Below are 14,498 nucleotides of genomic sequence, written 5' to 3' on the forward strand. Positions count from 1 at the left end.
CTCTTGAGCTAATTTCGTAATGGCCGGTAAATTTTTTATTACTTTAATAGGCATACTATCACCTCTACACACTAAACAATTTGATAACCTAATCTAAACACTCTAACCAATATTATTAAAAGCCTCTAGCCTCGTAGGCACGACGCCAAGCTTCAAGGCCTTCTTCTAATGTTTTACGAGGACATGCTACATTGATGCGCTCAAAGTCTTCCCCATCGACACCGAACATAGAGCCCGTATCTAGCCACAACTTAGCTTCATTGATAATCCATTCATCGCGTTCCTTAGGGCTCAATGGCAACTTAGAACAATCTAGCCACATAAGATATGTCCCTTCCGGACGATATACGTGAATTTTTGGCATATATTTTGCCACATAATCAATAGTGAATTGAATATTGTCTTGAATGTACTCTTTCAACTCGTCGAGCCAAGGTGCACCTACTTTATAGGCCCCTTCACAGCCAACGATGCCCATTGTATTTAACTGACTATACCCAGCGCGGTCGATTTCTTTGATAAAACGACGACGTAGAGAATCATTAGGAATGAAAATATTACTTACTTGTAAGCCAGCGATGTTGAAAGTCTTACTAGGCGCTGTACATACGATACAATGTTCTGCATAGCTTTCACCAAGATCAGCAAAGACCTTGTGCGTATGACCTTTCCAAACAAAGTCAGCATGAATTTCGTCACTCACGATGAGTACATTATGTTTAATACAAATGTCGCCAAGACGTTTCAACTCGTCCTCAGTCCACACGCGGCCTACAGGATTATGCGGATTGCACAAGAGGAATAATGTTACATTTTCCTCCACGATAGCACGTTCTATGCCCTCAAAATCGATGGTATATTTGTCTTCCCCTTTGATTAATGGCACATTGATAAGACGGCGGTCATTGTCATCGATAACCATACTAAATGGATAGTATACAGGTTGATTGATGAGCACGCCCTCCCCTTCATTGGTGAAAGCACGAACCGCCATGGCCAAGGCAAAGACGATACCAGGTGTTTTAACGAGCCATTTTTGTTCTGGTGTCCAGTTAAAGCGCGTAGTGAACCAGTTTTGTAATACTTCAAAGTATTCATCATCGGATTCAGTATAGCCAAATACGCCATGATTAACACGATCTAGCAAGATTTGCTTCAACTCAGGTGGCACCTCAAAGTCCATGTCCGCCACCCAGAATGGCAACACCTCAGCTGGTTTACCGCGCTTCACAGCAAAATCATATTTCAAGGATTTTGTATGAGTTCTATCTAAAATTTGATCAAAATTATATTGTTCCATAGGAACTCCTTTATTTATTGAAAGCTTGTTCCAAGTCTGCAATCAAGTCGTCTGTATCTTCAATACCTACAGATAAGCGCAATAAGCGACGTGTAATACCTTTACGCTCTGCATCTTCCGGTTTTAAATCTGGATGAGTTTGCGTTACAGGATATGTCAACAAGGACTCAGTACCACCAAGACTTTCAGCAAATTGAATAAGTTTAATACCTTCTAAGATTTGTTTAGCTGTTCCTTCACTATCTACTTCGAAGGACAACATGCCACCAAAGCCTGTAGTTTGGGCTTTGTTGATTTCATAGCCTGGATGTTCAGGAAGGCCTGGGAACAATACTTTTGTAACTTTAGGTTGTTTTTTGAGCCAATCAGCAAGAGCAATGGCATTCTTTTGGTGTTGTTCCATGCGAAGTGCCAATGTTTTTACACCGCGGATAACGAGCCAGCTATCCATAGCAGATAAGCAAGCACCTACCGTTTTATAAGTTAATCGCAACTTCGCAGCCAATTCATCATCATTTACAATGGTGAAACCAGAAATAACGTCATGATGACCACCGATGAATTTAGTACCACTATGAACGACAATATCGGCACCTAAGTTCAATGGTTTTTGGAAATAAGGGCTCAAGAATGTATTGTCGATAATGACTAGTGCATTGCGGTCATGAGCTAAGGTACACAAGGCACGAATATCAGTAATCTCCATCATCGGATTTGTTGGAGTTTCAATATAAACAGCCTTTGTATTTGGTTTGAAAGCTGCTTTCACCGCATCAAGATCGGATGTACCAACATAGGTGAACTCAATGCCGTTTTGTTCGTAAATATTTGTGAACATACGGATAGAACCACCGTACAAATCATCACCTAAAATGATGTGATCCCCAGGGGAGAATAGATGGAATACAGCGTCCACTGCGGCCATGCCGGAAGAGAATGCCAATGCATCCTTACCATCTTCAAGACCTGCAATCAATTGTTCCAAACGATCCCGTGTTGGATTAGACTCACGTGTATATTGATATCCTGTTGTATCACCCAACTTTGGATGGGAAAATGTACTAGACATATAAATTGCAGGGGAAATTGCACCAGTGCTATCTGGTTTACCGCTGCCATGAACGCATTTTGTATTAAATTTCATTCCATTCAACTCCTCATATTTGTATACAATATATTAATTATAAAAGTAGACAATGATTAAGGTCAACAAAAATGGGCACTCATACGCCATGAGTGCCCCCAAAAAGTCATATCTATTTTGAATGGCTTGCCATAACTTCAGGTTAAGTTAGCCTAATTTTTTGTACGTTTTGTAATAAGCAATGCCAAGATAATGCCCAAAGAAGACGTCACTAGTTGCGGCCAACTAGACACAAACAACATAGTATTTACAATCTTCGGTGGAAATTGGAATAGAGAGAAGAACAAAGAATATCCGCCGAATAGAACACCTGCTTTCACTAAAGCCGCCACAACAATAAGCAATACCTTCCGTTTATGTTGTAACCAATAGGCTACAAATACATAGGCAGTCGTGCCAAGGGCGGTAATCAAAATAAACGGTGGCAACGGCAACATACCTTGTAAATGCGCTACTACAGGCGCAATCCAGGCAATAACGAGACCATTCTTCCAACCATAGCGCCATGTGGCGAGTACAAACGTAGCAGACGTGATAGAACCGATGAGGAACATACTCACCTGATTCGGAATAAATGGGAAAATGAGGCGCAAGCTTTGCGCCAATAAGGCTACAGCCAACAATAGGCCTGTGCCCGTAATAGATTTGGTAGACATAAGAACCTCCTACTATACAATATAGATTTTTAAGAGGTACTTACCTCATATAATAAAACTAAGCTTCTACAAAATATAGACGTGCCCGATCATATACCCAATTATAAACATAAGTATAACCTAGGATAACTAATGTCATCGTTATATCCGTCACAAAAGCCATCCAAAAACTCATATGCATCATGTACATAATAATTGGTACAGTGGCAATCATAAATAGACCTTCAAACAATACTGCATGAATCGTACGAATTACAGGACCCCGCTCTAATCGATCACCTGGTACTAGTTTATCAAATATCCAGTTAAACACAAAATTCCAAACCATAGCTAGCAAGGAAAAAATAACCATCAATACAAAAGGCTGTCCATCATGCGGAACAAACAACATCACCAAACAACCGATTAAAATACAACCAACCTCATACAAAATCGACTGTACCACACGCTCTGAAGTAGACATAACAAATACCTCCATCAGAAACTAGACAAGAAATTTACTATCACTCTACTATTATATTTATTTTTTTAGATTTGTCGAGTTTTGCCATTTTAAGATAGAAAAAGCCGCCATATGTCTGTCCAGCGACTTGCTCCTCGAAGTGAGTATTGCCATTTCAGGATAAAAAGAAGCCGCATTGTATCTACTAAGCGACTTGCCCTCCCGAAGTGAGTTATGCCATTTTCGGATATAAAAGAAGCCCCTCGTAGTGTTCTGTAAGCTCGACTTGCAAGGGATGGAGAGCGAGCAGAATGCTACGAGGGGCTCTATTTAATTATCCTAAAAGTGGCATTACGAACTGAATCCATGGAATCCCCACCACAATAAAGATTGCGAGGTAGATAATCCCAAAGATAGCGCCTAATTTCCAGAATTCAGGACCTTTGTTATAGCCACTAGCAAACCAGATTGGGCTGTGACCTGTACCATATGGTGTAAGGATACCCATGATACCCATTGGTACTAAAAGAATTAACATAACTTGAGCTGGATCAACACCAGGAATTTGAAGAATTAGAGTTGCAAACAAGCCTACCATAGCTGTTACATAAGCAGTGCCGGAAGCAAAGAAGTAACGAAGCAAGCAGAATGCTAACAATAAACCAAGAACTGCCATTGTAGGATCTAAAGAAACTAAAGAACCACCTGCAGATTTAGCAAGCCAGTCTAAGAAGCCTACGTTTTTAAGACCAGAAGCCATAGGCACGAGTGTAGCGAACCAAGTCAAAACATTCCATGCTGGTTTGTTAGCAAGGAAGTCTTGCCATGTCATAATCTTAGTGAAAATCATCAAGATAATAACAATTAAAGCTGTTGTAGTTGGGTTTACTTTGAATGTAGAAGCACCAATCCACAATACAAGAGCCAATACAGAAATCAAGGCCATGAAGATTTCACTACGTGTCATAGAACCTAATTTCTTGTATTCATCTTTTGCCCATGCTGCAATTTCAGGAGAACCTTTTACCTCTGGTTTGCAGAATACATACGTTAACAATGGAGTGATGATAAACAAGATGAGACCTACTGGCAAGAATGCAAGGAACCATGTGCCCCAGTTAGCAGCTACGATACCAGATTTAGCAGACAATTCTAGAGCCAATGGGTTTGGCGCTGCACCAGTCAAGAAAATAGAGCTAGATACACATGTAGTTGCCAATGCTACCCAGTTCAAATAGGAACCAATTTTACGAGGGTTCTTATCTGGATAGGAATCGAACATTGGGCAAATACTAGATACGATTGGATAAATCGTACCACCGGAACGAGCCGCATTACTTGGAATGAATGGAGCCAACACAAGGTCAGTAATAGCAATGGCATAACCAAGACCTAAAGAGGACTTACCAAGCTTTGCTACCAAGAACAAGGCAATACGACGGCCAAGACCAGAGTTTTCATAACCAATACCGATCATGAAAGCTGCAAAGATCAACCATACGATGGCATTAGAGAAACCACTGAGGCCCCAACTGATAGCTTGTGCATCAGTAATCGCCTTTGCTACACCAGTTGCTTTATCTACAACAGGTGCAGGACCTACTTTAAACAACATAGATACGGTAACTGCAATGATACCGATAAAAGCTGGTGGCATTGGTTCTAAAATCAAACCTACCACGAGGCCAGCGAAAATACTTACGTAAATCCAAGAATTTGCGCTAAGGCCTTCAGGAGCACCGATGAGCCATACAAGAATAGCTACTACAAGCGGTGCGAATAATTTCCAATTCAACTTCATTAGAAACTCTCCTTACTACTTCAAAACAAAAATTGCAAAAAAATGCTTGTCTAGTATATCAAAATTTTTAATATCAGTACATAACTTAAAACATAACAGTTATTAATAGATACTAAACTTTTTATAATAGGTTTTATTAAACTAGTCGTTTTTAATTTTATGCAATATAATATAAATATCGAAAATTATTAATTTAATGCAATTTACTAAGAGGATTTAAATGAAACCATTTATACATTACATAAAACCTCTATGGTTTCCTACCATCATCGTATCGATCCTTTCGTTACTCACTGTGGCAGGTACATTATATATACCAACGCTAACGGCATCTATCATCAATGATGGCGTACTCCGTGGCGATTTAGAAATGATCACTAGCTCTAGCATAAACATGCTTGTTGTGGCGCTACTAACTGTATTATCCGCAATCTTAGGTGTTGCTATGAGTGCTCACATTTCTGCCTCTATGGGCAAGGAACTGCGCAATGATTTGGTGAAAGCCTTACAATACTTCTCCCTTCGTGACTTCACACACTTTGGTACTGGCACCATATTGATGCGCACAAGCCGAGATGTAGAGAAAATCCAATCCGTTCTCGGGGAAGGTTTAAATATGATCCTCCCTATGCCCCTCATGATTTGTGTCGGTCTAGGACTTACCTTCTATAAAAGCTGGCAACTAGGACTCGTCATTCTTGCCGTTATGGCTTGTATGATACTTACCATTATCTTTATTGAAAGCCGTGCCTTACCGTTAATTAAGGCGATGCAACTCAAATTAGATGATATTACCGATCTAGTTCGAGATCACATCGTTGGTATGCCAGTGATTCGAGCTTTCAACAGAAGAACCTACGAAAACGAAAAAGAAATTAGTATTTTTACAGAAACAGCCCAACTCAATAAACGATTACGCCAAACCTTTGCCATCGGTTTACCGACCATATTAATTCTATTTAATATGAGTACCGTTGCCATTCTCTGGGTAGGCGGTTACAACGTCAGCCTTGGTTCCCTACAAGTAGGTGACATCATTGCCGTTATCGAGTACGCTAATCTAATTCTCTTGAGCATGCTCATGGCGATATTCGTCATCATCGACATTCCAGAAGCCATCGTATGCTACACCCGTATTCGTGAGTTGTTAGAACACGAAAACACAGATACATTCCCGGAACCATATAATACTATTGTAACGGCAAGTGATGATATACCACTTTTAGAGTTCCGCAATGTTACGTTCCGTTACGATAATGCGGAGTCTCCTGCGCTAGAGAATATCTCCTTTACTGTCTACCACGGCGAAACCTTAGCCATTATGGGCGATATCGGATCTGGTAAAAGTACAATCACTAACCTCATCCCTCGCCTCTTCTCCATTGAGTCTGGAGATATCTTATTTGAAGGCAAATCCATCTATGAATGGAATGTAGATGACTTACGTGCTCGCATCGGCTATGTGCCACAACGAGCTTACTTATTCACTGGCACGATAGAGATGAACGTGCGATATGGTGCAGCACCAAATCAACAAATTGCCGCTCAAGATGTAGAAAATGCGTGTCGCCTCTCTAGAGCAGACGAATTTATCAATCGCCTTGAAGGTGGGTACCAATATATGGTTGCCCAAGGTGGTACTAATCTATCTGGAGGTCAGCGCCAACGCCTAGCTATGGCGAGAGCTCTTGTGCGAAAACCAGATTTATTCATATTTGATGATAGCTTCTCCGCGCTGGACGGCACCACAGAACGAGCTGTTCGCACAGCATTGCACGAGGAGTTACAAAAGGATAACCGCCCTGCCCTCATTTCCGTAGAGCAAAAAGTAAGTGCTGCTAAAAAAGCAGACCATATATTAATCATCAATCGAGGGCAAGTAGCAGGGTATGGTACGCATGATGAATTAGCAGCAACCTCTACAGTATATAAACAAATTTTAGCATCTCAGGAGGTGACAGCATGAGCCCATTACACCGTTTCCTGATGGAGTCTAAAAGCCAATGGGGTTGGCTAGCACTACTCATCTTAGCGCTTATTACGGCCGCTATGTTTGAGGTATCAGCTCCAGTATTACTTGGCAAGGTCGTAGATGCTATTGTTAGTGGCTTGCAAACAGACCAAGACATTAATACAATATTCGCCTCCATTGATACTATTATTCTCTGGCTTATTGCCATTTATGGGGGCCACGCCTTATTCACCTACTTTGGCGAATACATGATGGCCTCTATCGGTTCAAAAACAGTACTCGCTTTACGCACACGCATGAGTACTCATTTATACTCACTACCTATCGAATACTTTCACGATCACCAACGTGGGGATTTACTAAGCCGTCTCACCTCTGACTTAGATGCAGTTGCAGAAACCATAGGTGAAGGCGTACCAGGTCTTGTATCTGCCATTATCGGCATTATAGGTGCCACGGCTATGATGATTTGGATAAGCCCAATGCTAGGCATCTCTATCATCGCCATTATATGTATCGGTATCCTATGTTTAACATGGCTCTCTAAGCGGGCTCGTCGTGTATATCTTAAAAACCAAAGCGCTTTAGGGGCTTTCAACAGTGGCATAGAGGAAATTGTAGTAGGAAAACCGATTATCCAAACCTTTGGTCTTGAGGAAACTACGACTAACCAAGTAAATATTCTAAACGATAATCTATTTAAAAGTATGAGAAGCGCGGCTTTCACCAGTCAGCTGGTAGAACCGCTCGTTAAATTTTTAAATCAAATTACCTATTGCCTCGTTGCCATTCAAGGGGGTCTCATGGTGTTACGTGGTTCTATTTCCATCGGTGATATTCAAGCCTTCTTCCTCTATGTCGGTCAAGTTTCGGACCCTCTATCTCGCAGTTCCTATATACTCACAAAATTCCAAGAAACTTCTGCGGCCTTGGGACGTATTTACGAAGTCATTGATACACCATCTGAAATCGATAAGGGAAATCAAACATTAGGTGATACAACACCACATCCAGGCACAATCGATTTTGAGCATGTTGATTTTGGCTATACGCCGTCCAATGTATTTATGAAGGATATTAACATCCACATTCCTGGCGGCTCCATGGTGGCCATCGTAGGCCCTACAGGTGCTGGTAAATCTACTTTGGTAAACCTTATCATGCGCTTCTATGACATTATAAATGGCCAAATCACCATCGATGGTATCGATATTCGCGATGTGTCTCGTGAAAGCTTACACAATACGGTAGGCATGGTACTACAAGATGCTTGGATTTTCACGGGCACTATCGCCGATAATATTGGCTACGGCAAACCAAATGCTAGTCGTGAAGAGATTGAATATGTTGCCAAACTCGCTATGGCAGATCACTTTATTCGAACCTTGCCAGATGGCTATGATACAGTTCTCAAACGAGGTGGCGATGACCTATCGCAAGGCCAACGCCAGTTAATCACTATCGCTCGTGCCTTCTTGGCGGATCCAACTATTCTCATCCTAGACGAAGCGACAGCTAACGTCGATACTCGTACCGAGGTAGAGGTTCAAAAAGCTATGAATACCCTCCTCAAGGGACGTACAAGTATCGTCATCGCCCATCGCTTGTCTACAATCAAAAATGCGGACTTCCTACTCGTAGTAGAAAACGGCACCATTGTGGAACAAGGAACACATCACGAACTAATCGAACGCGGCGGTCACTATAAAGAACTCTATGAAAACTATGCGGCAGGCATGACCGTATAAGGAAGTCTACCAAAGGTAACTACCCTACTTGCAGCAGATACTAATGAGCTCAGATTATTCCCGACAAACAAAGACCCCCTAATAAGTAAAAACTTATTAGGGGGTCTTTTATATTTCTATATTCTATTCACCTTTTGGTACAAACCATAGGCCGTTGTTATTTTTTTCCATGTAGTCTTTGAATTCTTGAGAGTGGTAAGCAGCTACAATGTCTTTTGCCCATTGAGCATCTTTGTTCTTCTCGTTAACTACGAGTTGTAACAACCATTGTGGCAACACATCTTCGTTCGCCAATGCGGATTTAGGATCAATTTTCGCATTATAGATGATAGCACCGGTAATAACAATATAGTCAAAATCAGTACGTACAGAAGGAATTGTAAGGGATTTCATTTCTGTAAATTTAAGATGTTTAGGATTTTCAATAATATCTGCTTGTGTTACTGTCGCTAAATCTTTGTTAGGATCAAGTTTAATCCAACCGATTTTTTGCAATAACGCATAAGCACGAGCCATGTTAGATGCATCATTTGGTACTGCAATAGTATCACCATCTGCCACTTGGTCTAAAGATGTTTTGGAACCGCTAAAGATACCTGCTGGTACAGTTGGAATTGGAGTCAACGCTACAAGATGACCATTTTGCTTTTCATTAAAGTTTTTCATATATGCTGTATGTTGTTCAACGTTGAAATCTACTTCACCATCGCTCAACACTTGGTCCGCTTGTACCAAGTCAGACATATCTACACCTTTAAAGGTATAGCCTTGTTTTTCCAAAATTGGTTTTACACCTTTTTCAAACAATTCAGAGTAAGGACCTTGAGACTTACTATAGGATAATTCTTTTTTAGCACCATTATCGCTATTGTTTGAGCCGCAGCCTGCGATAAAAGCTACGCTAAATACTAATGCCGCACCGAGGGCAAGAAGTTTCTTAAATTTCATAGTACATTCTCCTATACTTTCACAATCAATATAACCAAAATCTATGTCATCAAATCAGGAACGACGCGCACGACGTGCAAAGTAGTTACCTATTGTTTGAATAATTTGAACAAAAATAATTAAAATAACAACGGTAAATAGCATCAATGGGAAATTCAACCGTTCATAACCATAGGTGAGAGCCAAATCACCTACACCACCTGCACCAATAGCACCAGCCATAGCAGTAGCACCGATTAGACCAATAGTACCGGTCGTAATAGATAAGATAAGTGAACCCTTTGCCTCTGGTAAAAGGAAATGCCAAATCACTTCAAAATGGGATGCCCCCATCGATTGTGCAGCCTCGATAATGCCTTTATTAACCTCTAAAATAGAGTTTTCAAAGAGTCGCGCAAGATAAGGCGCAATGAATATAACAAGCGGTACGATGGCCGCCGTTGTACCAACCCGAGTACCAACAATCATCTTAGTCAACGGTAAGATAAACACCATCAAGATGATAAATGGGACGGAACGCACAATATTAACAATTGTATTTGTAATGGTGTAAACAATGCTATTTTTAACAATACCATTCGGATTTGTTACCACCAGTGTCACTGCGATAATCAGCCCTAGTACGGTACCAATGAATAGAGATAGGAACACCATGTATAATGTTTGTTCTGCAGCTAGTAATAACTGCGAACCTGGAACACCAAGTTCTTGCATGAAGAAGTCCATTATAGTGTCACCTCCTGCCATTCAATACCTTGTGTCACAAGATACTCTTTCACCTTGCCCACCTCAAGATCGTCGCCAATAAACTGAACAATAAAAATACCAAGTACTGTATGCTCTAGCTCTGTTACGGTAGCGAATAATACACTTGTTTCCAAATCAAATATTTTATTAATATGATATAGAACATTATCGGTCGTATTATTTCCTAAAAAGTGCATCTTAAGAATTGTATATGGCCTTTTATCACAAGCCAAAGTATGTTTCACTGTTGATGGAATTTCATCAGGAATTACAGTACGTACAAATCGTTTAGTTGTTTCATGTTTAGGTTTACTAAACACCTCAAGTACGGAGCCGCTCTCTATAAGCTTTCCATGTTCCATAACCACAACGCGGTTACAAATTTTTTGAATTACATCAATCTCATGAGTGACGATAACAACTGTTACCCCAAGTTCACGATTAACGCGCTCCAATAATTGAAGAATAGACTCTGTCGTATCTGGATCAAGAGCACTTGTTGCTTCATCGCATAAAAGAATCGATGGATCTGTAGCTAACGCACGGGCAATGCCAACGCGCTGCTTTTGACCACCTGATAATTCGCCTGGATAGGCATTTGCTTTATCCCCTAAATCAACAAAGTCTAACAAGGTTTTAACCTTCTTATCAATCTCTGATTTAGGAACTTTATTTAGAATTAATGGAATCGCCACATTATCATATACAGACTTAGCATTCAACAAATTGAACTGTTGAAATACCATGCCGATGCGCTTACGCACCTTTCTAAGCTCGTTAAAACTTAAGCCATTGATATTCACACCATCTATTTCAACATGACCAGAGGTAGGTACCTCTAAGGCATTAATCATGCGTAGCAGTGTAGATTTACCAGCTCCACTAAAGCCAATAATGCCAAATATGTCGCCTTTTTCTATGGTAAAGTTTACATCAGATAATGCAGTAACCTTTTGCTTATTAACGTCGAACTCTTTCGTTACATTTCGTATAGCAATCACTGTACCACCTCTTTCCCTACTATATGGTAGGAATTAATCTTAACCTTAAAACATATCTTCAAGGTATGTTTTAATTATGTACTTAGATTACTACAATTTATAAGGACTGTCAAACAAAAAAGAACCTTACCCATCAATAGGTTAAGGTTCTCTTTTATATAACGCTTATATTATAAGGGTTTATATCCCTATTTTTATATCTTTTACATCAAATCTAGATGATTCAGACTCTAACAAAATTAACTTATCTATATCGATTAAATAGATATAGAGATCCTAAAATAACAGGTGCCCCAATATAGAGTCCCATGTTTGGTATTTCTCCCAATAAAAAGGCTGCTACTATGGCTGCCACAATTGGCGAGATATACATAAAGTTAGTTACATCAGACACCTTTTCAGCATGTTCAAAGGCATAGCTCCAGAATACAAATCCTAGTGCACTGGAAAAGAATGCTAAATACAGCATAGCAAGCTTTGCACTAATAGGTGCGGCTATAATCATATCAATAGCATGATCTGCAAATGGCAATGCCATAATAGCACCGGTAAACATGGACCACATAGCAATAGTGATGGAGTTATATCCTTTTAAGCTTAGCCCACGATTCAGAATGTTATAAATTGCAAACAGTACCATCCCTATCAACGTCCATATGGCGCCCATTGGGATAGTTAAGGTTGAGTTCCAAAGAATAATAATAGCTACACCTATAAAGGCTGTTACGGTGAAAAGCCAGCCAATAGGACGTATTCTATCTTTATAAACGATTAATGCCATCAGTGCCGTTACCATTGGCGTCAATGCCATAATAATACTCGATGTAGCTGCCGGTATTGTTCGTAAACCTTCATTAAACACAACTTGGTAAATGAAGTTCCCTGTAGCGCCTAATAAAATATATACGCCCCACTCACGCCAAGATGTAGGAATGTGTAAACCTTTGAATACACCAATAATCAGCATGAGTATAGCACCACCTACAACCCTTGCTACAGATAGGGTCAAGGCGTCTACAGATTGCAATGCCACTTTTCCAAAAGGGAACGCCGTAGCCCATACGGCAATGGTAGCAGATGCTCCTAAGATAGCTTTCATTCGATTTGTCATTAGCATCCACCTTTCTACATAGTTCCTAAATTAATACTATCTAAATATTACCATAATAAGGCCCTAGGATTCCAAGAATGTACATCACACTATATCGAATACTTTCTATTTATTGATATGAATTTTCATTATTTAAAGATAATATAAAAATCAAAAATCCAGGTGTACATCCCCATATTTTTCAATTCAAACGTTATAATTACTGGATTTTAAATGATGAACCCATTATTGTAGGATTTTAAATAAGAACTATTCTTACGAAAATTGCATAGCATGTATTGAAAATATATATCATTTAAAATTTGTGAAATCGAGACAAACATTGTACACTATAGGCATAGAAATCTATAGTTATATCCTTTTATGGAGGTGCAAAATGCAACATACTGCATGGAAAGATTTTAACACAGGTGTGTGGGATAAAGCCGTTGACGTACGCGACTTTATTCAAAGAAACTATATCCCCTATGAAGGGGACGATTCCTTCCTTGCTGGTCCTACAGAAAGAACGACAAAATTATGGGACCAAGTAATGAAGCTTTACGAAGAAGAACGTGAAAAAGGCGGCATGCTCGATGCCGATACTTCCGTGGCCACACACATTACTGCCCATGCGCCAGGATATATCGACAAAGACCTTGAAACAATCGTTGGTTTACAAACTGACAAACCTTTAAAACGCGCTATGTTCCCTTATGGTGGCTTGCGCACAGCGAAATCCGCTATTGAAGAATACGGCTTCAAAATGGATCCCCGAACAGAAGACTTCTTCAGAAAACATCGTAAAACTCATAACGATGGTGTATTTGATGTGTACACACCAGAAATGCGTGCCGCTCGTACAGCTCACATCGTAACTGGTTTGCCTGATGCTTACAGCCGTGGCCGTATCATCGGTGACTATCGCCGTATCGCGTTGTATGGTGTTGATTACCTTATCGAAGACAAAAAAGAACAATTTAGCATCACAATGGGCGATATGCTTGAAGATGTAATTCGCGATCGCGAAGAAATCCAAGAACAAATTCGTTCCTTGAAGGAATTGAAAGAAATGGCTGCGTCCTATGGTTACGATATATCTGGGCCAGCTAAAGACGTTAAAGAAGCTATGCAATGGATTTACTTCGGCTATCTAGGCGCTATTAAAGAGCAAAACGGTGCGGCTATGTCCATTGGTCGTAACTCTACATTCCTAGATATTTACGCTGAACGTGACCTTCGCAACGGCACATATACAGAAGAACAAATTCAAGAGTTCGTAGATCATTTCATCATGAAATTGCGTATGGTTCGCTTCGCACGTATCCACGAATATAATAACCTATTCACAGGCGATCCTGTGTGGACTACTGAATCTATCGGTGGTATGGGTACTGACGGCCGTACATTAGTATCTAAAATGTCCTTCCGTTACCTACATACATTGACTAACCTTGGTCCTGCTCCAGAGCCAAACCTCACTGTATTGTGGTCCCCGCGCATGCCTATCGGCTTCCGCCGTTTCTGTGCAAAATTATCCATTGAAACATCCTCTATCCAATACGAAAATGACGACTTAATGCGTCCTAACTCTGGTGATGACTACGCTATCGCATGTTGCGTATCCCCAATGCGTATTGGTAAAGAAA

12 protein-coding genes are annotated in these 14,498 nt (G+C 40.3%); 3 read left to right on the forward strand and 9 right to left on the reverse strand.

Annotation, left to right across the window (positions count from 1 at the left end; genetic code table 11):
• Positions 1–115: 115 nt before the first annotated feature.
• From QZ055_RS04280 to QZ055_RS04300, 5 genes are all read right to left on the reverse strand, one after another.
• On the reverse strand, positions 116–1,300 hold the full coding sequence (locus QZ055_RS04280; protein WP_295824886.1) for a MalY/PatB family protein: 1,185 nt from the start codon (positions 1,298–1,300) through the stop codon (positions 116–118).
• 10 nt (positions 1,301–1,310) lie between these two features.
• Positions 1,311–2,444, reverse strand: coding sequence for a PLP-dependent aspartate aminotransferase family protein (locus QZ055_RS04285; RefSeq protein WP_295824888.1), 1,134 nt, complete (start codon positions 2,442–2,444; stop codon positions 1,311–1,313).
• 152 nt (positions 2,445–2,596) lie between these two features.
• Positions 2,597–3,100 carry an ECF transporter S component gene (locus tag QZ055_RS04290; RefSeq protein WP_295824890.1) on the reverse strand — a complete coding sequence of 168 codons (504 nt, stop codon included), beginning with the start codon at positions 3,098–3,100 and terminating at the stop codon, positions 2,597–2,599.
• 58 nt (positions 3,101–3,158) lie between these two features.
• A complete protein-coding gene (locus QZ055_RS04295; RefSeq protein WP_295824892.1) occupies positions 3,159–3,563 on the reverse strand; it encodes a PACE efflux transporter in 405 nt (134 codons plus the stop codon).
• A gap of 313 nt (positions 3,564–3,876) precedes the next feature.
• Positions 3,877–5,343, reverse strand: a complete 1,467-nt coding sequence (locus QZ055_RS04300) for an anion permease (protein ID WP_257847099.1) — start codon at positions 5,341–5,343, stop codon at positions 3,877–3,879.
• 220 nt (positions 5,344–5,563) lie between these two features.
• On the opposite strand from QZ055_RS04300, the gene QZ055_RS04305 reads away from it, so the two are divergent.
• Entirely contained in the window at positions 5,564–7,309 is a 1,746-nt protein-coding gene (locus QZ055_RS04305; RefSeq protein ID WP_295824894.1) for an ABC transporter ATP-binding protein, read from the forward strand.
• Positions 7,306–9,063, forward strand: a complete 1,758-nt coding sequence (locus QZ055_RS04310) for an ABC transporter ATP-binding protein (RefSeq protein WP_295824896.1) — start codon at positions 7,306–7,308, stop codon at positions 9,061–9,063. The genes QZ055_RS04305 and QZ055_RS04310 overlap by 4 nt, the downstream gene beginning before the upstream one ends.
• A gap of 123 nt (positions 9,064–9,186) precedes the next feature.
• On the opposite strand, the gene QZ055_RS04315 is transcribed toward QZ055_RS04310, so the two are convergent.
• From QZ055_RS04315 to QZ055_RS04330, 4 genes are all read right to left on the reverse strand, one after another.
• Positions 9,187–10,011 (reverse strand): MetQ/NlpA family ABC transporter substrate-binding protein, encoded by an 825-nt coding sequence (locus QZ055_RS04315; protein WP_024066451.1) that lies wholly within the window; start codon positions 10,009–10,011, stop codon positions 9,187–9,189.
• 54 nt (positions 10,012–10,065) lie between these two features.
• Positions 10,066–10,737 carry a methionine ABC transporter permease gene (locus QZ055_RS04320; RefSeq protein ID WP_005381510.1) on the reverse strand — a complete coding sequence of 224 codons (672 nt, stop codon included), beginning with the start codon at positions 10,735–10,737 and terminating at the stop codon, positions 10,066–10,068.
• Positions 10,737–11,759, reverse strand: coding sequence for a methionine ABC transporter ATP-binding protein (locus QZ055_RS04325; protein WP_295824899.1), 1,023 nt, complete (start codon positions 11,757–11,759; stop codon positions 10,737–10,739). The genes QZ055_RS04320 and QZ055_RS04325 overlap by 1 nt, the downstream gene beginning before the upstream one ends.
• A gap of 244 nt (positions 11,760–12,003) precedes the next feature.
• On the reverse strand, positions 12,004–12,870 hold the full coding sequence (locus QZ055_RS04330; protein WP_295824901.1) for a DMT family transporter: 867 nt from the start codon (positions 12,868–12,870) through the stop codon (positions 12,004–12,006).
• A gap of 376 nt (positions 12,871–13,246) precedes the next feature.
• Between QZ055_RS04330 and QZ055_RS04335 the strand changes: the two genes are divergently transcribed.
• Positions 13,247–14,498: pyruvate formate lyase family protein (locus QZ055_RS04335; protein WP_295824903.1), on the forward strand; the 1,252-nt coding region annotated here is incomplete at its 3' end.

Source organism: uncultured Veillonella sp. (assembly GCF_905209685.1).
In the GTDB taxonomy this organism is placed as follows: domain Bacteria; phylum Bacillota; class Negativicutes; order Veillonellales; family Veillonellaceae; genus Veillonella.

What these genes read in the sequence shown, in the direction of transcription:
- QZ055_RS04310 (WP_295824896.1), top strand. Translation starts at nt 7,306, where the DNA reads ATGAGCCCATTACACCGTTTCCTGATGGAGTCTAAAAGCCAATGGGGT.
- QZ055_RS04330 (WP_295824901.1), bottom strand. Translation starts at nt 12,870, where the DNA reads ATGACAAATCGAATGAAAGCTATCTTAGGAGCATCTGCTACCATTGCC.
- QZ055_RS04280 (WP_295824886.1), bottom strand. Translation starts at nt 1,300, where the DNA reads ATGGAACAATATAATTTTGATCAAATTTTAGATAGAACTCATACAAAA.
- QZ055_RS04285 (WP_295824888.1), bottom strand. Translation starts at nt 2,444, where the DNA reads ATGAAATTTAATACAAAATGCGTTCATGGCAGCGGTAAACCAGATAGC.
- QZ055_RS04300 (WP_257847099.1), bottom strand. Translation starts at nt 5,343, where the DNA reads ATGAAGTTGAATTGGAAATTATTCGCACCGCTTGTAGTAGCTATTCTT.
- QZ055_RS04295 (WP_295824892.1), bottom strand. Translation starts at nt 3,563, where the DNA reads ATGTCTACTTCAGAGCGTGTGGTACAGTCGATTTTGTATGAGGTTGGT.
- QZ055_RS04290 (WP_295824890.1), bottom strand. Translation starts at nt 3,100, where the DNA reads ATGTCTACCAAATCTATTACGGGCACAGGCCTATTGTTGGCTGTAGCC.
- QZ055_RS04315 (WP_024066451.1), bottom strand. Translation starts at nt 10,011, where the DNA reads ATGAAATTTAAGAAACTTCTTGCCCTCGGTGCGGCATTAGTATTTAGC.
- QZ055_RS04305 (WP_295824894.1), top strand. Translation starts at nt 5,564, where the DNA reads ATGAAACCATTTATACATTACATAAAACCTCTATGGTTTCCTACCATC.
- QZ055_RS04320 (WP_005381510.1), bottom strand. Translation starts at nt 10,737, where the DNA reads ATGGACTTCTTCATGCAAGAACTTGGTGTTCCAGGTTCGCAGTTATTA.